The sequence below is a fragment of the Natronorubrum bangense genome, assembly GCF_004799645.1.
In the GTDB taxonomy this organism is placed as follows: domain Archaea; phylum Halobacteriota; class Halobacteria; order Halobacteriales; family Natrialbaceae; genus Natronorubrum; species Natronorubrum bangense.
Genome location: NZ_CP031307.1, coordinates 22,533 through 43,097, shown reverse-complemented (window position 1 = coordinate 43,097; position 20,565 = coordinate 22,533). Strand labels below are relative to the sequence as shown.

Genomic DNA, 20,565 nt, shown 5'->3' with positions numbered 1-20,565 from the left:
CGTCTAGCTGTGTTTTTCTTGCTCCTGTTCTCGCAGTTCGACGCGTCGGATCTTGCCACTCGAGGTCTTGGGAAGTTCGTCGACGAACTCGATCCGGCGTGGGTACTTGTAGGGTGCTGTCTCCTCTTTCATGAACTCCTGCAGTTCGACCTTGAGGTCGTCGCTGCCTTCGTAGCCCTCGGCGAGGATCACGTAGGTCTTGACGACGCTGCCACGCTCGTCGTGTGGACTGTCCACAGCGGCAGCTTCGGCGACGGCGTCGTGGCTGATGAGTGCGTCTTCGACTTCGAAGGGGCCGATCCGGTAGCCCGAGGAGATGATAATATCGTCGGCGCGGCCTTCGAAGAAGAAGTAGCCGTCCTCGTCCTGGGAGGCGAGGTCACCGGTTCGGTAGTACTCTCCGGAGAGCTTCTGTTCGTCGAGTTCCGGCTTCTCGTAGTAGCCGTCGAAGATCGCCGGTGAGTCGACGGGGACTGCGATTTCGCCGATCTCGCCAGGCTCGACTTCTTTTTCGTTGTCCACTTCGATGATCGTCGCTCCGACGCCGGGGGTCGGTTTCCCCATGCTGCCGATCTTGACGTCGATACCCGGGTAGTTCGTCACGAGTGCGACCGTCTCGGTCTGGCCGTAGCCGTCGCGTGGTGTGACACCCCAGGCATCTTGAATGCGCTCGATCGGCTCGCGGTTGAGCGGCTCGCCCGCCGACAGCGTGTCGTTCAACTGGACGTCGTAGGAATCGAGATCGGCGTTTGCGAACATCCGATACTGGGTTGGAACTGCACAGAGTTTGGTGACGCCTTCGTCCTCGAGAATCTCGAGGAACGTTTCCGGCTCGAAGTCACCGTCGTAGATGAGCTGTGTTGCGCCAGTGGTCAGGCCAACACCGACCGGGCTCCAGAACCACTTGGCCCAGCCGGTGCCGGTCGTTGCCCACAGCAGCTCCTCCTCGAGGTCAGTCTCTTCGTCGATACCCCACCAGTATGGGCCGTTAATCTGGTTGAAGCAGTACTGCCAGCGGTGTTTGTGCAAGACGGGCTTTGGCTGGCCGGTCGTCCCACTGGTGTAGTTGATCGACATCGGATCTTCTGACGTGAGGGCAGGACCGTCGTACTCGGCTGACTGGCCGTCGCTTACCGACTGGAACGTCGACCACTGCTCGTCGTCGAGGCCGCCCTCGTCGCCCTCGAGAACGATGACGCGCTCGAGTGGCGTGTTCTCGAGGATAGGCTCGACCATGTCAGTGAGCGAGTCATGGACGACGATCGTCGTCGCGTTACAGTCATTTGCACGGAACTCGATATCTTTCGCTCGCAGCATCGACGAACAGGGGACCAACAGCGACCCCGTCGCGAGCGCACCAAGCTGGATGCCAAACGTATCCGGATGGCGCGGGAGCAGATGCATGATGCGGTCGCCTTTTTCAACACCCAGTTCTTCGAGGCCGTTCGCAAACCGGTTCATCTCCTCGTGAAGGTCGTTATAGGTCAGCTCCTCGCGGTAGCCGTCCTCGTTTAGAAAATGAACAGCGACTCGGTCACCGAACGACGCTGCGTGGTCGCCGACAGCCGACGTGACGGTATATGATTCCGGAATGTCCCATTCAAACTCCTCAACAATGGTATTGTAATTCACACCCATACCGGATCAATCATACTATGCCTGCTTTAATGTTTTGCTGCTCCCAGACTTCTCGCCGATAGCGGTGGGTATAAATATGAGATGCGGATGCGATCTGTTACTGTCCGCCGGTGAACAGCCGATGTTCTGTCTCGACGGACGGCCGTGTGCACAAGCAATCGGTGAGCAACGCCGTGGAATTCCGTGCTGTACCGCGGTGAGACTGGTTCCGTTTGGGAGGGAAATAATGTATATCTTTACCATGATCCGTGACATCAAACAGCTATGGACACGAGCAAGCAACTGTACGAAATCGATGCGACCGGATGGAAACAGGGGCTGTACGACGATATCAAACGAACATTCAGGGCACCGATCGTCAACTGGATCTTCCGAACGACGGTCGCGAACGACCCCGAATTCGTTCGCTACGCCTGGGGACAGGTGAAACCGGCGTTCGAGACCGCTCAGTTCGGCCGACTCTCGGTTGCGTATCGTGATACCGTTCTCTCGGCGGTTTCGGCGGACACATCGGTTCCGACCTATCGCTGCGACGAACTCGAGATTTCACCAGCCGAGTACGGTGAACTTCGCGGCCAACTCGAGACGTACGATATCGTCGCGCCACGACTCGCCGTCCTCTTCGAACTCGTTGACAGAGGGCTGTCCGAGGAACCGATCGGCACCGATCCCGATCGCTCTCGAGCGGCGACCGCACCGCTACCGGACTGGCTCGATGCCGACCGCGGACGGCCGCCGACGATGGTTGCGTTCGACGAGCCGCCGGCGGAACTGACCGACGTCGTCGACGGAATCCAGTCGTTTCACGGCCTCGATGACGGGCTGCCGAGTATCTACCGAACGCTCGCCCAGTGGCCAGGGTATCTGGTCCCGATGTGGGAGGACCTCGAGCCGGTGTTCCGCAGTGACGGGTTCTCGACGGCAGTCGATGACGGTCGCGCAGTCATCACCGAGTACGTGGACTCGATCGCCTACACGCCACAACTCGGCCCCGACGCGCTCACACAGCAGGGTCTCGACGAATCGGCGATCAACGAACTCCAGGACCTGTTCAGGGAGTTCAATCAAGGTGCGATCGAGACCGTCATCCCAGCACTCCCGGTGTACGCAGCGACGGTCGATGCCGTCGGCAGTCGCTCGATCGAGTAAACGAGTCGCGGTTTCAGCGTTCGATGCAGATCGTGTGCAACTCACCCATAGTCTCTTATTGCGTGGGCGAATCGAGTCAGTATGTCATTCGACCCAACCGCCGTTGAAACGATCACTGTCGACTCGTATGGAACCCTCGTCGACCCTGCTGCCGTTGAAACGGCGCTCGAGACAGCTATCGACGCCGAGCATGCACAGTCCATTTCCGATCAGTGGCGAAGTCGCTCGCTCATGTATACGATGGTGAGCAACTTCACCGACAGCTACCAGCCGTTTTACGACATGAACCGCGATGCGCTTCGAGTCTCGCTCGCGGATCATGGTGTCGACCTCTCGTCTGCGACAATCGAGGACATCCTCTCAGCGTACCACGACCTTGACCCGTTTGAGGACGTCCGGCGCGGACTCGAGGCCGTTACTGACGCCGGATACGAGGTCTTCGTGTTGTCGAACGGGAATCCGGCGATGCTCGAGTCGATGGTCGAAACGGCGGCTCTCGAATCAGTACTCTCGGGGACGATCAGCGCACACGAGATTCGGACGTTCAAACCCGACGCAGACATCTATCGACACGCGGCGGCGCAAACGGAGACACCGCTCGAGTCGATCGCGCACGTTGCCGGCCCGACATTCGACGTCCAAGGGTCGATGCATGCGGGCATGCAGGGAGTCTGGATCAATCGAACAGATGGTCTCTGGGATCCATTTGCTGCCGAACCAGACCTGACCGTCGAGACGTTTGATGAGTTCGCGACCGAACTTGGTGTGTAACGACGCCATGCGTCATCCAGAGACGCATGGCTCATGGACAGCACCCACTTTCCGAAGCGCAAATCGTGCACCGGATATACTTTCGGTTATGAAAACATATCATCTTATTATTTTGGACAGGAATAATTAATTTTGGCTGTCGTATTCGCACTGAGTCGGAGAAAAGGATGCCGATTATTCATAACAATTTAATACCTGCGATATGACGAAGGGTAGTGTATGCAGACACATACCAAGGAAGCACTGGCATCACTGACTGCTGCATTAGCACTCGTTGGTGTCATCCATGCCGGGATCTGGTTCACGATGTTCGGGACTCCCGATCTCATGGTGTTGGGGTTCCCGTTCCACTACTTCTGGTTGGTGGCTGGTGGGCCGGTTGCAATGTTCGTCCTGTACTGGATCTACTACCAGTACATCACGTCCTCGATTATGGAGGAGAAAGAACGATTGAATGCATCTACAGATCGCGCTGGAGCGTCTGACGATATTAGTGCAAAAGCAGGTGATGACGATGATTAAGCCGTTACAACAGGCTGGCGAATACCCGTTCCAGGAGACGTTCACTGATCTCGTGATCCCAGTTGGGATCATCGTCGTGATGTTCCTCGTGTTCTACGGGATCAGCTACTACATGAAAAGCAACATCCAGGGCAGCGACGACTACATGGTCGCTGGACGGACGATTGGCCCGTTCGTCAACGGCTCTGCGGTCTCGGCGACCTGGGAGAGTCTGGCGACGTTCATGGGTGTCGTCGCCCTCATGGTGCAAGTCCAGATCCCGTTCCTGGCAATGTGGACCAACTTCCTGCTCTCGATCCCGCTGATCGTGATCCTCTACGGGCAGACACTGCGTCGACTCGGTTCGTACACTCCAGCGACGTTTTGTAAGGATCGCTACGGCAACACGATGTCCGCCGTGATGGCGCTGCTCATCGTGTTCGTCATGCTGATGTACGCACTCGGTCAGTTCATCGGCCTGGCCCAGGTCGCCGAAATCCTGTTCGGGTGGGACTACACGCTCTCGCTGTTCGTCATCGCGACCCTGGTTACCGGGTACGTGGTGATCGCCGGGATGTGGGGCGTGTCGTACAACTCTGCCCTGCAGTTCTGGATCATGCTCACCGCGGCCTTTATCCCGATGATGGTCGTCCTGAACCAACTCGGCTCATCGGGCTGGTTCTTCCCGCCGCTTGGCTACGGTGACCTCGTGCCAGACATGCAACAGACCAACCCTGACTTCTTCGATATGACGTTCGACACCAGGTGGTACTTCGCGATGTTCCTGGCGATGGCGCTGGGACCGATCGGGATGCCACACCTCGCCCAGCGGATCTTTACCAGCCGTAGCGTTGAAGCCGGTCGGAAGACCGTCTTCTGGTTCGTCCTCGTGACGGGCCTGATGTTCGCAACGATCTACTCTGTTGCGTTCGCCGGCGTCTACTGGCTCGGTCAGGAAGGATTCGAAGTCGCTGAAGCCGACTTCGACAAGATGATCTTCTACCTGAACTTCGCGTTCAGCGGGAACTCGATCACCGGATACGTCGTTGCCGGTGCGATTGCCGGCGGACTCTCGACCGTCAGCGGTCACATGCTCGCGATCAGTGCCGCTGTCGCAAACGACGTCATCGAAGCCTTCGAAATCGACGTCACTGAAGACCGTAAGACGCAGTTCGGCTACGCTGCTGTCATTGGGGCCGGACTGGTCGTTGCTCTGCTCGCACTCAGCCCGCCCGCGTTCCTCGTCGTCAGTATCCTCTGGGCGTTCGCGATCAGTGCCGCCGCGATTACGCCAGTGATCGTCCTCGGCGTCTGGTCGGCCCGCGTGAACCGATACGGGGCAATCGCCTCGAGTGTCGTTGGATTCGGTTCCGTTGTCGTGCTCTCGCCACACGCTATCGGCGGTATTGGGGCTGGCGCTGAGGGACTGACAGCACAGTTGGGTATCGACGCGATCATGATCGCGTTCCCACTGTCGATTCTCACGTTCGTCGTCGTCTCGCTGCTCGCGGAGCGAGTCGATTCGCTGAACGTGGACCCGGAATCGAACCGCAACCTGATCAACGAGATGCACGGCTACCCGGACGACGACGTCGACCGCTTTACCAGCGCGATGCCGCTGCTCATCCTCGCCGCATTGATGCTCCCGATCCTCTGGTGGGGGATCCAGCCCTGGTAACCTACTCTGCTCTCTATGCAACTCTTTGGCTCCAAACTCGGAACGATGGTATGGCTGCTCATCGGTGTCGGCACCGCTGCGATTGCGGTCCACAACGACAACCAGCTAACGGCACTCATCGCCGTCGGCTGGATCACCCTCGCCGTGTTCAGCTGGGCCGAGTATCGGAAAGATAACTAACTCGCAGACTCGTTTTCGTCGGCGCTGAGTACTCGAGCCGTGCGCCTACTCGTCTCTGATGAGGAGGATTGGACGCTGTGACTCGAGCATCACTTTTTGTGTGACGCTTCCGAAGAGTGCTTTGCCAGCGGCGCTCCGTTTGCGCCCGCACATGACGATCCCATCCGCCATGATCTCCGCTGCGACTGCGATGACCCTGTCAGGTGGATTACCGTGTTCAAACCGTTTTTCGATCGTTGCTCCGTACTCCTCGAGCACGTCGTGGGCGACAGCAACACTCTCAGGGACCGCTGATTCATCCAGTTCACTGTCGTCGGTCAGGTGCGTCTCAGCTTCGACGAGCCACGGCTGCTGTTTCAGCTCTGAAACGTTGAGAACGACGACATGAATGTCCTCGGGCGACCCTGGAAGCGACGTAACGGCCCTTGCTGCTCTCCGTGCTCGATCGACGTCGTCATCGACGGGGAGTAGCGCGGTGTACATGTTTATAGTTCACATTCGACACGGATTAAATCCTTCTCCAGCTATCGCGAGTGTATGTATAGGTGGAGCTTCAGTTGAACAAATATGATGCCGGACTCGAACGTCAATTTCGACGAAGGCCGTACGGTCGTGTGCAAGTGATAATAAAAACTGGCCCAAGTAGTCTCAAGCGGTCACGACTCGTCTAATAACACGGTAACCGGTCGTGTCGACTCGAGCAGCACCGACTGAGTGACACTCCCGAATAGCATCTTTCCGGCCGCACTTTTCTTTCGGCCACTCATGATGATGTTGTCGGCATCGACCTCGTCGGCAACCGCGAGGATCTGGTCAGTCACGCTCCCTCGCTCGAATCGGGTTTCGACGTCGATCCCGTGGTCCGTGAGGAGTTCATACGCTGCGTTCGTGCTTTCGGGCAGTTCTGGGTCCGCCTTTCCCTCAGCGCGTTGCGTTTCGAACTCACGCAGCCAGGGCTGTTTGGTCGACTCGGAGATGTTCACCAGGACGACCGCTTTCTCTTCCGGTCCGCCGGGAAGTTCGAGGACGGTTTCAGCCGCTCGCATTGCCCGCTCTTTGCTCTCATCGACCGGAAGCAAAATCGTGTGCATGACTGACAGTCGGTTCAACATCACTTAATCATTTGGGAAGACATGGTGTCTGCAGGCGAAACTGGTGTCGTTTCTGTACATTCCGACCACAGACGGCAGCATATGACAGTTCGAATAGGTGACCGATAACAAGACTTTAGAATCTTGGCACTCATGGTCATACCAATGTTCGACGATAACGAGCTCGAGGGTATCCGTGAGCAACAGGACCAGTGGGTGGACGAGACACTCGACCCTGTTCTCGAGCACCATGGCGAACGAAAAGACCGGTTTGCGACGATTTCGAATCACGAGGTCGATCGGCTCTACACGCCCGAAGACATCGCGGACCTCGATTTCGAGGATGATCTCGGCTTTCCCGGCGAGCCGCCGTACACGCGTGGGCCGTACCCAACGATGTACCGCGGGCGGACGTGGACGATGCGGCAGTTCGCAGGCTTCGGCACCGCAGAAGAGACCAACGAACGGTTTCATTACCTGATCGACGAAGGCCAAACCGGTCTCTCGACGGCGTTCGACATGCCGTCGCTGATGGGGATCGACTCGGATCATCCGATGAGTGAGGGTGAAGTCGGCAAAGAGGGTGTTGCCGTCGACACGCTTGCTGATATGGAGATCCTCTTCGATGGGATCGACATCGACGAAGTCTCCACCTCGTTCACGATCAACCCGTCTGCAGCAGTCATCTACGCGATGTATATCGCGCTGGCCGACCAGCAGGGCGTCCCCCGCGACAAAGTGCGCGGAACGCTCCAGAACGATATGCTCAAAGAGTTTATCGCCCAGAAGGAGTGGGTGATTCCACCGAGCCCCTCGCTGAAGATCGTCACCGACACGATCGAGTTCGCCGTCGACGAGACGCCGAAGTTCCACCCCGTCTCCATTTCGGGCTATCATATCCGGGAAGCTGGCTCGACAGCCGCTCAAGAGGCCGCGTTCACACTCGCCGACGGCTTCGCCTACGTCGAGGACACACTCGACCGCGGCCTCGACGTCGACGACTTCGCTCCTCTCCTCTCGTTTTTCTTCAACTCACACAACTCCATTTTCGAAGAGATCGCGAAGTTCCGCGCGTCCCGTCGCGTCTACGCCCGCGTGATGGACGAGTGGTACGACGCAGACAAGCCCGAATCGAAACGGCTGAAGTTCCACACCCAGACGGCAGGCCAATCGCTGACTGCCCAGCAGCCGCTGAATAACATCGCCCGCGTTACGATTCAGGCGCTTGCCGGCGTCCTCGGTGGCACGCAGTCACTGCATACGAACAGCTTCGACGAGGCGCTAGCGCTGCCAAGCGAGAAGGCTGTCCGTGTCGCGTTGCGAACCCAGCAGATCATCGCCGACGAGTCCGGCGCGGCCGACATCGTCGACCCGATGGGTGGGAGCTACGCCATCGAGAAACTCACCAACGAGATGGAAGCCGAGATCATGGGCTACATCGAGGAGATCAAAGAGATCGGCGATGGTTCGGTCCGTGACGGCGTCCTCGACGGCATCGACCAGGGCTACTTCCAGCGCGAAATTCAGGAGTCGAGCTACGAGTACCAACAGCGCGTCGAACGTGGCGAAGAGGTCGTCGTCGGCGTCAACAAGTACACCATCGAAGAGGATACTTCTCCGGAGATCCTCAAGATCGACGAGACGACGCGCGAACGCCAACTCAACCGCCTCGAGCGCGTCAAAGACGAGCGTGACGACGCAGAAGTCGAGGCCACTCTCGAGGCGCTCTCGGATGCGATCGACGCCGAGGAAAACGTCATGCCGTACATCATCGACGCGGTCAAAGCCTACGTGACGATGGGCGAAATCATGCAAGTGTTCGAAGACCACCACGGCGCCTATCAAGAAGAGCTCAGTCCAGTCTGACCTGAGCTTCGGATAGCCGACAGAACCGACAGGCGCTACTCGGTAGTCGTCTCTTCGGTCTCGAGAACGTACGTACACTCCGTATGCGTATCCTCGCCGATTTTGACTGCTTCCGTTGCGACCTGCTCAAATTCAAATCCGCGGTAGAACGCATTGCCCAGTTCGTTGGCCTCAAGCACCATCGCTTTGATGCGCTCGACGCCCTGGTCGACCAGCCGATCGTGTGTCTCCTCGAGCAACTGCCGGCCGAGTCCTTCATTGCGAAATGCTGGTGCAACGTAGACACGGAGCAGTGTGCCTTCATTCTCATCGAAATCGATAGTTGCGTGGGCGAAGCCGGCGACCTCGCCGTCGTGCTCGGCAACCAACATGAGCGCCCGTGACCAGATAATCGAGTCACGAATCAGTTCGTCGGAGTACCATTCGTCGAGTCCATCTTCAATAGATTCACGGCTCAAAATATCGGGATAATCATCAGTCCACGAGGATTGGGCTACGTCCTGAATCGCATCGACGTCGTCGGTAGTTGCTTCGCGGATTGTCATATGATGACAAGGACCTATGTTGAATTAACGTTTATCCTCATCTTGCTGGCTCAACGCAGTTCGACGTGTGTCGAGTCGAGACACCACAAATTCCGATAGAATCATACTTCTTCCAGTGAAACGCAGGAATATGAGTACTGACAGCGAACAGCAGAGTATCCGGTGTATGGTCGCGAAAGTAGGGCTCGATGGACACGACCGTGGCGCACACGTTATCGCTCGAGCGTTCCGTGACGCCGGCTTCGAGGTCATCTACTCCGGACTACACAAGGCCCCCGAAGATATCGTTCAGGCAGCGGTCCAGGAGGACGTTGACGTCCTCGGTATTTCGATTCTCTCCGGAGCCCACGACACGCTCGTCCCGAAGATCATGGACGGGTTAGAAGAGTACGGCGCAAAAGAGGATACGCTCGTCCTCGCCGGTGGGGTGATTCCGGACGAAGATCGAGCGACTCTCAAAGACGAGGGTGTTGCAGCCGTTTTCGGTCCCGGAACGTCGATCGAGGAAACGATCGAGTTCGTCCGTGAGAACGCACCCAAGCGGTGACCGGCGAGGACGGCGACTCGAGGCGTATTATCTAGAGCAGCCACAGAAGCCGGCCCAGCAACTCGAGATCGAACTGTATCAAACAACTAAGTAGTTGCGTAGTCCGTCCAAATAAGAGACGCGTCTTGCTGTCGGTCAGCTGACGCCGTCGTTAGCTCAGCAGATGCTGAGCGATCGTGTTTCGCAACACTTCGCTGGTTCCTTCGTAGATCTCGTTGAGTTTGGCGTCGCGGTAGAACCGCTCAGCAGGGAAGTCCTTGGTGTAGCCGTAGCCGCCGTGGATCTGGATCCCTTCGTTCGCGACTTCGCGGCTCACTTCGGAGGCGTAGAGTTTCGCCTGTGCGGCCTCCTTGATATAGTTCTCGCCACGAATCTTCTTGTCAGCGGCGTCGTGCATGAGCAGACGGGCAGCCCGCGTCTTCGTATCCATGTCGGCCAACTTGTGCTGGATCGCCTGGAACTCGCTGATCGGCTGGTCGAACTGCTCGCGGTCCTGGCTGTACTTGGTGGCTTCGTCGAGCGCCGCCTGTGCGATCCCAATCGAACGAGCCGCGATCGTGATACGGCCACCGTTGAGCGTCTTCAGTGCCTGCACGAAGCCGTCGCCCTCGTCACCAAGGAGCCGGTCTTCCGGAATCCAGAGGTCGTCAAACCGGAGTTCGGCCGTCGGACACCCTTTGTCACCGAGTTTCTCCTCCGTCCCTTCGACGATGAACCCGTCATCCTCCTCGGGACGAACGATGAACGAGGAGATTCCCTTGTTGCCTGCCTCAGGATCGGTCTTGGCGAACACCGTCACCGTATCGGCGACCGAACCGTTCGAAATCCAGAGCTTGCCACCGTTGATCAGGTAGCCGTCGCCGTCTTTCTCGGCTGTCGTCTCCATCGCTGGCACGTCACTGCCAGCACCGGCCTCCGAGAGTGCGAACGCACCGATGTCGGTTCCTTCTGCGACAGGCGTGAGATATTCTTTTTTCTGTTCGTGGCTGCCGAACTCATACAGCATGTTCCCTGCAAGGGAGATGTGTGCGGCGACGATCGTTCCCAGACCGCCGGAGCCACGCGAAATCTCCTCGAGAGCTGCCGGATACGTGTGGTAATCAAGTCCAGCCCCGCCGTACTCTTCTGGGAACGGCATCCCCATCAGTCCGAGTTCGGCGAGTTCGTCGACGATGCCCTCGGGGAACTCGTCTTTTTTATCGATTTCGTCGGCGACAGGAACGATTTCCTCGTCGACGAACTCCGTAACCATCTCCGTGATCTGGCGCTGCTCGGCTGAGAGACTGAAGTCCATATCTCATACTTCACACGTCTTTCCTATAGATTTTCCTCTTTGCGAAGCCGTCGCAGTGGCAGTTCGACTCGTCCGCTGACGAGCGACGCTGGACCCCGCGAAAGAATATGTGCAATGGCCTAGAACAGATTCGGTATGGCATACAGTTACGAGCCACACCGCTTCGAGGAGTTTGAGGAAGGACAGACGTTCCTGAGTCCTGGCCGAACGATCACCGAGACGGACGTCGTCATGCACTCCGCGATGACCAGCGACTGGAACGAACTGCATACGAACAAAGAACACGCCAAAGAGCGCGATTTCGGCGAACGAATCGTCCACGGCCCGATGACGTTCGTCCAAGCGATCGGGATGGTCATGCGCATCGGTATCCTCGAGCGAACCGCCTACGCGTTCCTCGGCATGAACTATATGGACCTCCCCAATCCGGTCCACATCGGCGATACCGTCTCACTCGAGATCGAAGTTGCCGAGACGAAGTCACTGGAGAGTCGTGACGACGTCGGACTGGTCGTCTTCGAAACGGAGATGACGACACAAGACGAGACCGTCGTCTTTCAGGGTGATCTGAAGTTCTTCGTGCTCACGGCCGACGAATAGCCCAACGGTCGTAACAGTCACCGACAGAAGTATCGATTTCCCGAGTAATATTTAGATATGACAGATAAAGCGAAACGAGGACCGATCGAACCGAGATCGACATCGGTCCGGAACAGATCCACTCGATCGTCGAACCACAAAAAGCAGCTCTGGAGCGGTCGAGAAACAGATCGACACACCATCTCGAGCTTCGAACACACGAAATTCGTTCGAATTCATTGCAGCGTTGTTCCCACGCTCGAGGGCGCAATCCATTGAATACAGCACTCACGAGTCCCAACACCACCGAAACCCAATCGCTCGAGGGATCAATTAGAGCGACGAAACGCAGTTCCGAAACATCGTATCGATAATAATATACTAACTCGTAACTACCTATTTAGTGTTATTTCTGGTGCGCCGCCTCGAGGTGGCGGCGTTCGATGACGACCTCCGCAGCCCTGGCGTTTGCCTCCTCGGGATCGTACGCGTCGGCAACCTCTCGGATGGCTTTCATCGAGGCGGTTCGAACCAGCGCCTCGAGGTCTGCACCGGTGTATCCCTCGAGGTCAGCCGCCAGCGCCGAGATATCGATATCGTCGTCGAGTGGCTTCCCGCGGGTGTGGACCTCGAGGATTTTCTCGCGAGCGTCGTGGTCTGGCTCGGGGACGAGCACGTGCGTATCGAGCCGACCGGGTCGAAGGAGGGCGGGATCGATGTGGTCCTTGCGGTTAGTCGCAGCCAGTACGACGAGGTTCGGGTTCTCGCGCATCCCGTCGAGTTCCGTCAAGAGTTGCGAGACGACGCGTTCGGTGACCTCGTGGCTGCCTTCCCCGCGAGTGGCAGTAATCGCGTCGATCTCGTCGAAGAAAACGATCGACGGCGCGGACTGACGAGCGCGTTCGAACACCTCGCGGATCGCCTTCTCGCTCTCGCCGACGTAGCGGTCAACGATCTCCGGCCCGTCCACACGGACGAAGTTGACGTCGGTTTCACCCGCCAGTGCTCGTGCAAGCAGCGTCTTTCCAGTTCCCGGCGGACCATAGAGCAAAACACCAGAGGGTGGGCTGGTGTTCGTCTCTTCGAAGAGTCGCTCGTAGGTCAGCGGCCACTCGACAGACTCTCGAAGGACCTGTTTTGCCTCCTCGAGGCCGCCAACGTCCGAAAAGTCTGTCGTCGGCGATTCGGCGACGTACTCACGCATCGCGGAGGGTTCGACGGCCGCGAGCGCGGCATCGAAGTGGGCTTTCGTGACGGCAGGATCGCGATTCCACGCCGTGCGGTCGTCGGCGTCAGTCGGTCGATCACGGATCGCAGCCATTGCTGCCTCGCTTGCGACTGCATCGAGATCCGCGCCGACAAAGCCGTGCGTTCGGCGAGCAATCGCGTCAATACTGACGTCGTCTGCAAGTGGCATCCCGCGCGTGTGGACCTCGAGGATCTCTTTTCGGCCCGCAACATCGGGGACACCGATCTGGATCTCACGGTCGAATCGGCCGCCACGGCGGAGTGCAGGATCGATCGTATCGACGCGGTTGGTCGCTCCGATAACGATGACCTCGCCACGAGCGTCGAGGCCGTCCATCAGGGTCAGTAGCTGCCCGACGATCCGGTTTTCGGCGTCCCCCTCGTCGTCACGGGTGCCGGCGATCGAGTCGATTTCGTCGAAGAAAATGATCGTCGGTGCGTTCGCTTCGGCCGTCTCGAACACTTCACGGAGTCGCTCTTCGGACTCGCCTTTGTATTTCGACATGATCTCCGGGCCGGAGATCGTCTCGAAGTGCGCATCGACCTCGTTTGCGACGGCGCGGGCGATGAGCGTTTTGCCCGTTCCGGGCGGCCCATACAGCAGGACACCAGATGGCGGCTCGACGCCGAGTCGTTGGAACAACTCCGGCTCCGACAGTGGGAGCTCGATCATCTCGCGAACGAGCTCGAGTTCCTCGTCTAGCCCGCCGATATCCTCATATGTAACACCAGGTGAGAGCGTCGCTTCGGCGTCGTCGGATGACGAACTCGGCGAACTGGATTTATCGCTCTGCGTTTGCTTCCGGTCTCGGCTGGCACTCGGGGAACCACTCCGTTCCGACTCCGTGCCAGTTCCGACGATTCGAACCGTGGTTGTACTCGTAATCCGAACGTCCCCGTCAGGATCGGTCTCGGTGACTTTGAACGGGTTCTGGTCGAGCCCTTCGATCCGGATCTGTTCACCGGCCCGCACCGGACGATTTCGGAGCGTCTTAGCCGCCTTACGTTCGGCAACGCCTTGCTGGCTGGCGGTGAACGACGCCGGCGGAACGAGTGTCACCTGCTCCGCTTCGGCGATCGTCGACGTATCTTTCGTTTGGACAGTAACCGTATCACCGACGTGTGCCTCGGCGTTTGCGCGGGTGTCGCCGTCGATCTGAATGACGTTCTCCGGCACCGACGGATCCGCTGGCCACATCTTCGCGACTGTCGCCTGTTCACCCTCGATTACTACGGTGTCGCCGCTCAACACGCCGAGTTGTCGGCGTGCCAGTTCCGGGATTCGTGCGACACCCCGTCCAGCGTCCCGTTTTTCGGCGGCGCGGACCGTCAGCGACACGCCATCCGAATCCGACTGGCTCATACACTGTTCCTTTCGGGCGGGTCATCTTGAGAATTGTCCCATCAATAGGCGTCGGAATCGGTCGTCTTCAGTGTGCGCCGTATCAAGAGCAGTTCCAATGGCCACCCCCCGGTCTTACTCACTTGGTTTTTGCCGTAACAGCTGCTGAAAACCGGCATTCTGGCCGTTCTGTAGTGGCTTTACAGGATGTACGCCATTGTCTCCCCGATCGGCGAGTGTTACAGCATTCTTCGATCTGCCGTAACACCGTTCCGTCTGGTTGTTTTGCGATGTTCGACACACTCCTGTCTCACAGGTCACTCGAGAAATGCTGTACAACGACGTCAGGATGCGTTTCAGCGAGTACAACCGAGTTACACATATATTCTAACAACGGGACTGATCGCGAGTGCCGTCTCGAAAAAATCCCTCACTCGAGTCGGGTGCGATGCTCGGCAGCGAGTTCGCGGGCCTGCTCGAGGGTGTGCGTCTCTGTCCAGCGAACGCGATCACCGTCGCCGTAGGCGAGGACCGTCTTGAGTTCGTCGCGGAGGACACCGTGGTCGACGGCGAGCACCGTTCCCGACCCGTCGCCGAGTTCGTAGACGCCCGGACGGTCGGGTGCACTGGCAACAGTACGTCGATCGAGGTCGCGCCATGGTTTCTGAAGCGGCATGATATTCAGTCGTGCTGGTCGACGTCGTCGGAACTGTCCTCGCTCGCGACGAGTTCGTAGGCGTGTTCGCTCATCTCGTCTTCAGCGAAGACGAACACCCGACCATCGACCAGCGAGAGGTCGGCCTCGACACGGATCGAGTACGCCGCCGTCGACACCGTCACGCCAGGGAACAGGACCTCTTCGTCGTCGTCCTCGAGCATTACGCGACCGACGCCGGTTGATTCGAGGATCTCGTCATGGGTATTACGATCGTTGACGTACGTCATCACGCCTTCGACGCCGTCGGGGTCGGTGACGAGGACGTGGACCTCTTTGCCTGGTGGCGTCTTGAGACCACCTTCGACGGGTTTGGGCGGCCCGTGATAGAAGACGTCCCGGCCGTCGAGATACTCGACGACGATGCCACCCTCGACAAAGTCGACACCGATCGTACTCGGTGCGACGTTGTTTCGTGCGCTCATTAGCCACCGATTCGACCGGGATGGGGAAAAGCGACCGGTTCCACCGCCACGTCGGCTTGCGACGTCGAGACCGTCAGCCGTAAATACGCGCTCTGAGACGATTCCGGTATGGACGGCCGCGCCGTTGCCCCAGCAGCTGGGACGGTTCTCAACGCGCTTGCAACCGGAACCGGCTCGGCGTTTGCGATCGATCTCGAGACGACAGCCACAGTCGAACTCACCGACGATGGTGAGGTCGACGCCGAGATCGCCGGCCAGCCCGACGCCGATACGACGCTCGTCGAGCGCTGTGCCGAGTTCGCGATCGCTGACTACGCCGACGCTGCAGGGGTCGACGAATCAGCTATGGGAGCTCGAGTGGAGACGAACAGCGACGTCCCGATGGCTTCGGGATTGAAAAGTTCAAGCGCTGCGGCGAACGCGACCGTGATGGCGACACTCGATGCACTCGCGGTTGCCGACACAGTCGACCGAATTGACGCCTGTCGGCTCGGTGTCCGAGCAGCCCGTGACGCCGGCGTCACCGTCACCGGCGCGTTCGACGACGCCAGCGCGAGTATGCTCGGCGGCGTGACAGTCACCGACAACACGGCCGACGAACTGCTCGCCCGCGAAGAAGTCGACTGGCACGCACTGGTCTACACGCCACCCGAACAGTCGTTTAGCGCCGACGCCGACGTCTCCGCCTGCGAGCGAATCGCACCGATGGCCGACCTCGTCGCGGAACTCGCCTTGGATGGGCGCTACGGCGAGGCGATGACGGTCAACGGCTTCGCATTTTGCGGTGCCCTCGACTTTTCGACCGGGCCGATGATCGATGCCTTGCCCGATGTCGCCGGCGTCTCGCTGTCCGGCACCGGGCCAAGCTACGTCGCCGTTGGCGAGCGCGAGACGCTCGAGACGGTACAGGACCGATGGACCGAACGCGACGGAACGACACGATTACTGCAGACGCGAACCGACGGGACACAGATCCAATGACTCGAGAGACAGCCACGAACGAAGAGACGGAGAACCGAACGCCGGACGAAATGAGCCTCGACGAACTGCGCGAAGAGATTCAAACGATCGACCGTGAGATCGTCGAACTGATCGCCCAGCGAACGTACGTCGCGGACACGATTGCCCAGGTCAAAGACGAACAGGGACTGCCGACGACCGACGAAACACAGGAACAACAGGTCATGGATCGGGCAGGCGACAACGCAGAGCAGTTCGACGTCGACGCCAACCTTGTGAAAGCGATCTTCCGACTGCTGATCGAGTTGAACAAGGTAGAACAGCGGGAAAATCGGTAAGCATAAGAAAAGCCGTTATAGAGCTTCTAACTATGTATTAGTTGATCGAGGTCGATTCTCGACGCTACCATACGAAATTTCAGACTGGATGAGCAGCCGGAAGATTCGATGCAAGTCTGTTGCACACGCGGCCACGACAACCACTACGAGTACCACGTTTTATTCAACTGGAACGATATCCTCCGTCTAGAGTCATCCCTCGTCGGTTGGTTCGAGTGGGACTCGTTCTACTTCGATATCTTCGTAGTCCTTCTCAGAGGAGAGTACGTCCATCCCTCGCATTTCCGCAGTCGCCGCGTGGAATGCGTCGAACGGCGTCATTCCCTCGTCGTAGTAGTTGACAGCTTTCAGAACTACCTGTTTCTCTTCTTCGTTCCGCACAGGGACAAGTTCGAGCAGGTTCGCCACCAGCGGAACATAGTCGAACTCGTAGCGTTCTCGGGCGAGGAGGAGTTCGAGATACAAGAACGGTGACGTTTCGACGTCGTACTCGCCGAGGGCGTCCTCAGCGGAACCCTGCAACCAATCAGTGTCTTTGGCGAGTGCGAGCAGGAAATCAGTCTCGACGTACACTGTCATCTGTTGCCGCCGGCTTCCTCAGCCTCGTCTTTCGCCTCAGCCTCGATGTCCTCTCGAATTTCCTCGACTGATGCATCGTGAAGTTCGCTTGCCGCCTCGCGGACAGCGGCAAGTGGGTCGTCCGCGACCGGAATCAACTCGATTCTGTCCTCGTACATAACGATATGATACTTCTGGCCGTACTTCTCGCGCACCTCTTTTGGGATGTATAGCCGTCCCTGTCCATCCGTCTCTGCTGACATAGATACGACTAAGTTACCATGGACAAAGAATCTTACCACTAGCGTATATCTGATGGTACCCATCAAAACGTTTCAATAGTGTGTATGGTGAAGTACCGCGGGGGCAAGCCCCGCGGCTTCACCATTTTGACCGCACGTCCCAGAACGGGCCGCGCCGTCGCAGGCGAATTTAATTCCCCTCGACCTTCCCGAAATGGGTCGGTTGGAATTAACACCCGAACGCTCGCTTCGTCCGTGAGGGTCGGCGGCTCCACCCCGCCCGACAACACCCGTCGCACCACGCCAAAGACGCGGGTTTTGAGAGGTGTCGCATTTCCTCGCAACTGCCGGCAGTTGCTTCGGATTACGGTCTTTAACCCACGTCGCAACTGTACTCGTCAATACGGTGAGATGAATCATATAGCTTACGCGATTCACCCTCGGGGTCAAGTAGTTCGAGAATCGGAGATTCTCGTCATCACGGAAATCGGAGATTTCCGTACGACCCCGAGGCACTCTCGCTGCTTTCGGTAGATTTTACCTATTTGAACAAGGTCGAGCAAAGGAACACTAGATAGCACTAACCGGGTTTCTAAGCGCGTGTAACGCACAATAAGCGATTAGAAATCTGTCGGTTGCTGTTCAGTTGGTTCGTGTTGAACGAATTGAGCAGTAGACCGATCACCAGAACCAGCGGACACTACACGTGCAGACCGAACTTTTGCGCTGCGGGCGCGACGGATCGCGCCCTCGGCAAAACTTCGATGAAAAGCACTCCTCCCTCCCCTACGGGTCGGTCGTCGGCCCGCTCGCTCATTTCAGTCGCTCGCGGTGAGTGCACACTGCTCCGCCTGTACTGATCGGTGAATGCCAAGCCAGCCTCTCGATTGACAACTATCGTTCGTGCGAATGTATGGTGGATTTTGTTGAGTTGAACAAGGTCGAGCAGCATGAAAATCGGTAGCAAATAGCACTAATTTCACGTATCTACTACTGTTTCTCCTCGCCACTAGCATCTGCGTTCGGACGCCGAAACACCTACAGTAACACACGGGTAATACAGGCGTATGTCCAAAGCATCCACAAGCAACGGCGACGACGAGATCGTCACGGTAAACTTCAAAGTCACACGGTCGTTTCTCAACGAGATTGAAGACACATGGCAAGGACGCGGATTCAACAGCCGGAGCGAATTTATTCGGTATACCTTACGCGATGCTGTCGAACATCCCACGTTCGACCGCGATGAACTCGTCGCACTCCTCCAAGCTGAAGAGGACGTCCGTGAAGAACAGACGATGAGTGCCGAAGAAGCGCGCGAACGATTCGGTACTGGCGATACGAATGAGTGACGGCGGGTGGGCGTGGGAACTCGCATCGAACGCACAGGACGACCTCGATGCGCTGAATCCGGACGAGCAACAGCGTATCATCGACAAACTCGACGAAATCGTCGATTCTCCGTGGCGTGACCCACCAGACTATGGTGAACCGCTCCAGAACAGTCCACGCCGTAAGGTACGTGTTGGTGAGTTTCGTCTTGCGGTCACTTTTCACAAAGATGACCATCGAATGGTCGTTGCTCGAATCAAACGTCGTGGGGGCGCGTATACCGCCGACGACGATTGAGTAGATGTCCCAGAAACCGGCAAAGTAGACAGAATCTGTAACATCAGTCTGAGACCTGAACAAGGTCGAGCAACGGGATAGTAGATAGCACTAAGCGAGTTTTTGAGGGCGTGTATTGCGCGATTCGAGCTCAGAAATCTTCCGGTTGTTGTTCAGTTGGTTCGTATCGAAGGGTACGAGCTGTGGACCGATCACCGGAGCCAGCGGACACTATACGTGCTTATTGAATGCTGGACGGTCTACCAGGACTGAGAGATTCGGAACAGCGTGCCGAATACAGGGCGCGAATCTTGTAATCCAGATCGTGCTGAAATCGTCAGTAACGCAAACCGCTTCGTTTTCAGTCACCCTTCAGTTCATCCATACACTCGGCACAAACTTTCAGATCATCCTCCCCGGCAAGATCTTCTTCGCCGTGATCGATTGAGTCTATTAGTTCGTTCGAGATAACATCTGGCGTGATGTTTTGAACGTCGTCCACATCACGGCCGCATCGAGCACATTTGACCATAGAATGATGTAACAAGGTCACAGGGTATTATTATTGGCCAGAACCCTACGGTTAACGCTGTACCCTATACTGATTACAGCAGATACGTCAGTCCAGTCCGAGACTCAGTTTCAACGCTTCGTCCACCGCCTCCATCGTTTCTGTATCGAGGCTTCCAAGTACCGAGTGAATCCGTTTTTCGATGGAGACGACACGAATCTGGTCGAGGCGAATCGAGGAATCTTTCTCGAACGGCGATTCCGCTGCTTCAACGAGAACCTCGAACGGATAGCCCCGATATGTCCCCGTCGCAGGTGCAACGATAGTCGTGCTAGCATTGTTATTCCCAACGTCGTTCTGGACGACTACCGCAGGGCGAGTTTTCTTCATCTCGTGCCCTTCCGCAGGATCGAGCCGAACGATAACAACGTCGCCGCGACGAATTTCCGAGTCCTCGCTCATTTATCCAGCCCACTCCACGCCTCGTCCGAGGCGTCGTCCCACTCTTCTGCAAGCTCTCCTGCACTCTCAGAAGCCTCGCGATATGCGGCAGCCAGTTCGTCCTCGTCGGGGTGATCGGATTCTACTTCGACGACGGCGACGGTCACACGCTTGTTCGCGTACTCCGTTCCGAGATAGATTCGACCTCGGTCGTCAGTCTCGTTGGTCTGAAGGTCTCGCGCATCTACTTTCGTCATGCTCTCAACTAGGTTCTGCTGCGGAATAAGTATTGCCCACTATTACCCACTACAATACTTTCAGTGGATCAGACTATGGAT

The 20,565-nt window shown here is 57.6% G+C and carries 25 protein-coding genes; 12 read left to right on the top strand and 13 right to left on the bottom strand.

The features are described 5' to 3' along the window. Positions 1-3 precede the first annotated feature (3 nt). Complete coding sequence (locus tag DV706_RS19560; RefSeq protein WP_006067323.1) at positions 4-1,638, bottom strand: acyl-CoA synthetase; 1,635 nt, start codon at positions 1,636-1,638, stop codon at positions 4-6. A 264-nt stretch (positions 1,639-1,902) separates the two neighbouring features. On the opposite strand from DV706_RS19560, the gene DV706_RS19555 reads away from it, so the two are divergent. The 5 genes from DV706_RS19555 (at position 1,903) to DV706_RS21875 (ending at position 5,917) form a co-directional block, all read left to right on the top strand. Beyond that, on the top strand, positions 1,903-2,787 hold the full coding sequence (locus DV706_RS19555) for a halocarboxylic acid dehydrogenase DehI family protein (RefSeq protein ID WP_006067324.1): 885 nt from the start codon (positions 1,903-1,905) through the stop codon (positions 2,785-2,787). Positions 2,788-2,868: 81 nt separating this feature from the next. Further along, positions 2,869-3,558 (top strand): haloacid dehalogenase type II, encoded by a 690-nt coding sequence (locus DV706_RS19550; RefSeq protein WP_006067325.1) that lies wholly within the window; start codon positions 2,869-2,871, stop codon positions 3,556-3,558. A gap of 219 nt (positions 3,559-3,777) precedes the next feature. Beyond that, a complete protein-coding gene (locus DV706_RS19545) occupies positions 3,778-4,080 on the top strand; it encodes a hypothetical protein (RefSeq protein ID WP_006067326.1) in 303 nt (100 codons plus the stop codon). Continuing rightward, complete coding sequence (locus tag DV706_RS19540; RefSeq protein WP_006067327.1) at positions 4,067-5,737, top strand: sodium:solute symporter family protein; 1,671 nt, start codon at positions 4,067-4,069, stop codon at positions 5,735-5,737. Before DV706_RS19545 ends, DV706_RS19540 begins: the two co-directional genes overlap by 14 nt. A 15-nt stretch (positions 5,738-5,752) precedes the next feature. After that, entirely contained in the window at positions 5,753-5,917 is a 165-nt protein-coding gene (locus DV706_RS21875) for a hypothetical protein (RefSeq protein WP_006067328.1), read from the top strand. 45 nt (positions 5,918-5,962) lie between these two features. Here DV706_RS21875 and DV706_RS19535 read toward each other — a convergent pair whose 3' ends face one another. Beyond that, positions 5,963-6,400, bottom strand: coding sequence for a universal stress protein (locus DV706_RS19535; RefSeq protein WP_006067329.1), 438 nt, complete (start codon positions 6,398-6,400; stop codon positions 5,963-5,965). 173 nt (positions 6,401-6,573) lie between these two features. Then, the gene (locus DV706_RS19530) at positions 6,574-7,008 is read right to left on the bottom strand and encodes a universal stress protein (RefSeq protein WP_006067330.1); all 435 of its coding nucleotides are present in this window, start codon (positions 7,006-7,008) and stop codon (positions 6,574-6,576) included. Between the two features lie 165 nt (positions 7,009-7,173). Here DV706_RS19530 and DV706_RS19525 point away from each other — a divergent pair, with 165 nt between their 5' ends. Beyond that, positions 7,174-8,874, top strand: coding sequence for an acyl-CoA mutase large subunit family protein (locus tag DV706_RS19525; protein WP_006067331.1), 1,701 nt, complete (start codon positions 7,174-7,176; stop codon positions 8,872-8,874). A gap of 35 nt (positions 8,875-8,909) precedes the next feature. On the opposite strand, the gene DV706_RS19520 is transcribed toward DV706_RS19525, so the two are convergent. Continuing rightward, positions 8,910-9,419 (bottom strand): GNAT family N-acetyltransferase, encoded by a 510-nt coding sequence (locus DV706_RS19520; RefSeq protein WP_006067332.1) that lies wholly within the window; start codon positions 9,417-9,419, stop codon positions 8,910-8,912. Positions 9,420-9,549: 130 nt separating this feature from the next. Here DV706_RS19520 and DV706_RS19515 point away from each other — a divergent pair, with 130 nt between their 5' ends. Further along, positions 9,550-9,966 carry a cobalamin B12-binding domain-containing protein gene (locus DV706_RS19515; RefSeq protein ID WP_006067333.1) on the top strand — a complete coding sequence of 139 codons (417 nt, stop codon included), beginning with the start codon at positions 9,550-9,552 and terminating at the stop codon, positions 9,964-9,966. A gap of 151 nt (positions 9,967-10,117) precedes the next feature. Here DV706_RS19515 and DV706_RS19510 read toward each other — a convergent pair whose 3' ends face one another. Then, positions 10,118-11,260, bottom strand: a complete 1,143-nt coding sequence (locus DV706_RS19510) for an acyl-CoA dehydrogenase (protein WP_136350999.1) — start codon at positions 11,258-11,260, stop codon at positions 10,118-10,120. Positions 11,261-11,395: 135 nt separating this feature from the next. On the opposite strand from DV706_RS19510, the gene DV706_RS19505 reads away from it, so the two are divergent. After that, entirely contained in the window at positions 11,396-11,860 is a 465-nt protein-coding gene (locus DV706_RS19505; RefSeq protein ID WP_006067335.1) for a MaoC/PaaZ C-terminal domain-containing protein, read from the top strand. A 385-nt stretch (positions 11,861-12,245) separates the two neighbouring features. Here the strand turns inward: DV706_RS19505 and DV706_RS19500 are convergent, their stop codons facing one another. The 3 genes from DV706_RS19500 to DV706_RS19490 form a co-directional block, all read right to left on the bottom strand. After that, positions 12,246-14,450, bottom strand: coding sequence for an AAA family ATPase (locus DV706_RS19500; protein ID WP_006067337.1), 2,205 nt, complete (start codon positions 14,448-14,450; stop codon positions 12,246-12,248). Positions 14,451-14,859: 409 nt separating this feature from the next. Beyond that, positions 14,860-15,105 (bottom strand): DUF7508 domain-containing protein, encoded by a 246-nt coding sequence (locus DV706_RS19495; RefSeq protein WP_006067338.1) that lies wholly within the window; start codon positions 15,103-15,105, stop codon positions 14,860-14,862. Between the two features lie 5 nt (positions 15,106-15,110). Beyond that, positions 15,111-15,569, bottom strand: a complete 459-nt coding sequence (locus tag DV706_RS19490; RefSeq protein ID WP_006067339.1) for a DUF5796 family protein — start codon at positions 15,567-15,569, stop codon at positions 15,111-15,113. A gap of 108 nt (positions 15,570-15,677) precedes the next feature. Here DV706_RS19490 and DV706_RS19485 point away from each other — a divergent pair, with 108 nt between their 5' ends. Together DV706_RS19485 and DV706_RS19480 are read left to right on the top strand one after the other, a co-directional pair. Then, positions 15,678-16,550, top strand: coding sequence for a shikimate kinase (locus DV706_RS19485; RefSeq protein ID WP_006067340.1), 873 nt, complete (start codon positions 15,678-15,680; stop codon positions 16,548-16,550). Next, positions 16,547-16,867: a chorismate mutase gene (locus DV706_RS19480; protein WP_006067341.1), complete on the top strand. Its 321-nt coding sequence runs from the start codon at positions 16,547-16,549 to the stop codon at positions 16,865-16,867. Before DV706_RS19485 ends, DV706_RS19480 begins: the two co-directional genes overlap by 4 nt. Positions 16,868-17,059: 192 nt before the next feature. Here DV706_RS19480 and DV706_RS19475 read toward each other — a convergent pair whose 3' ends face one another. After that, on the bottom strand, positions 17,060-17,446 hold the full coding sequence (locus DV706_RS19475) for a PIN domain-containing protein (protein ID WP_006067342.1): 387 nt from the start codon (positions 17,444-17,446) through the stop codon (positions 17,060-17,062). Then, positions 17,443-17,688 carry an AbrB/MazE/SpoVT family DNA-binding domain-containing protein gene (locus DV706_RS19470; RefSeq protein ID WP_006067343.1) on the bottom strand — a complete coding sequence of 82 codons (246 nt, stop codon included), beginning with the start codon at positions 17,686-17,688 and terminating at the stop codon, positions 17,443-17,445. The genes DV706_RS19475 and DV706_RS19470 overlap by 4 nt, the downstream gene beginning before the upstream one ends. 1,046 nt (positions 17,689-18,734) lie before the next feature. Here DV706_RS19470 and DV706_RS19465 point away from each other — a divergent pair. Both DV706_RS19465 and DV706_RS19460 read left to right on the top strand, forming a co-directional pair. Beyond that, positions 18,735-19,019 (top strand): ribbon-helix-helix domain-containing protein, encoded by a 285-nt coding sequence (locus DV706_RS19465; protein ID WP_006067345.1) that lies wholly within the window; start codon positions 18,735-18,737, stop codon positions 19,017-19,019. Continuing rightward, positions 19,012-19,296 (top strand): type II toxin-antitoxin system RelE family toxin, encoded by a 285-nt coding sequence (locus tag DV706_RS19460; RefSeq protein WP_006067346.1) that lies wholly within the window; start codon positions 19,012-19,014, stop codon positions 19,294-19,296. Before DV706_RS19465 ends, DV706_RS19460 begins: the two co-directional genes overlap by 8 nt. Positions 19,297-19,636: 340 nt before the next feature. Here DV706_RS19460 and DV706_RS21570 read toward each other — a convergent pair whose 3' ends face one another. The 3 genes from DV706_RS21570 to DV706_RS19450 all read right to left on the bottom strand — a co-directional run bounded on the left by DV706_RS21570 (position 19,637) and on the right by DV706_RS19450 (position 20,484). Further along, a complete protein-coding gene (locus DV706_RS21570; RefSeq protein WP_161569822.1) occupies positions 19,637-19,777 on the bottom strand; it encodes a hypothetical protein in 141 nt (46 codons plus the stop codon). Between the two features lie 117 nt (positions 19,778-19,894). Continuing rightward, entirely contained in the window at positions 19,895-20,248 is a 354-nt protein-coding gene (locus tag DV706_RS19455) for a type II toxin-antitoxin system PemK/MazF family toxin (protein ID WP_006067347.1), read from the bottom strand. Next, positions 20,245-20,484: a hypothetical protein gene (locus DV706_RS19450; RefSeq protein WP_006067348.1), complete on the bottom strand. Its 240-nt coding sequence runs from the start codon at positions 20,482-20,484 to the stop codon at positions 20,245-20,247. Before DV706_RS19450 ends, DV706_RS19455 begins: the two co-directional genes overlap by 4 nt. Positions 20,485-20,565 lie beyond the last annotated feature (81 nt).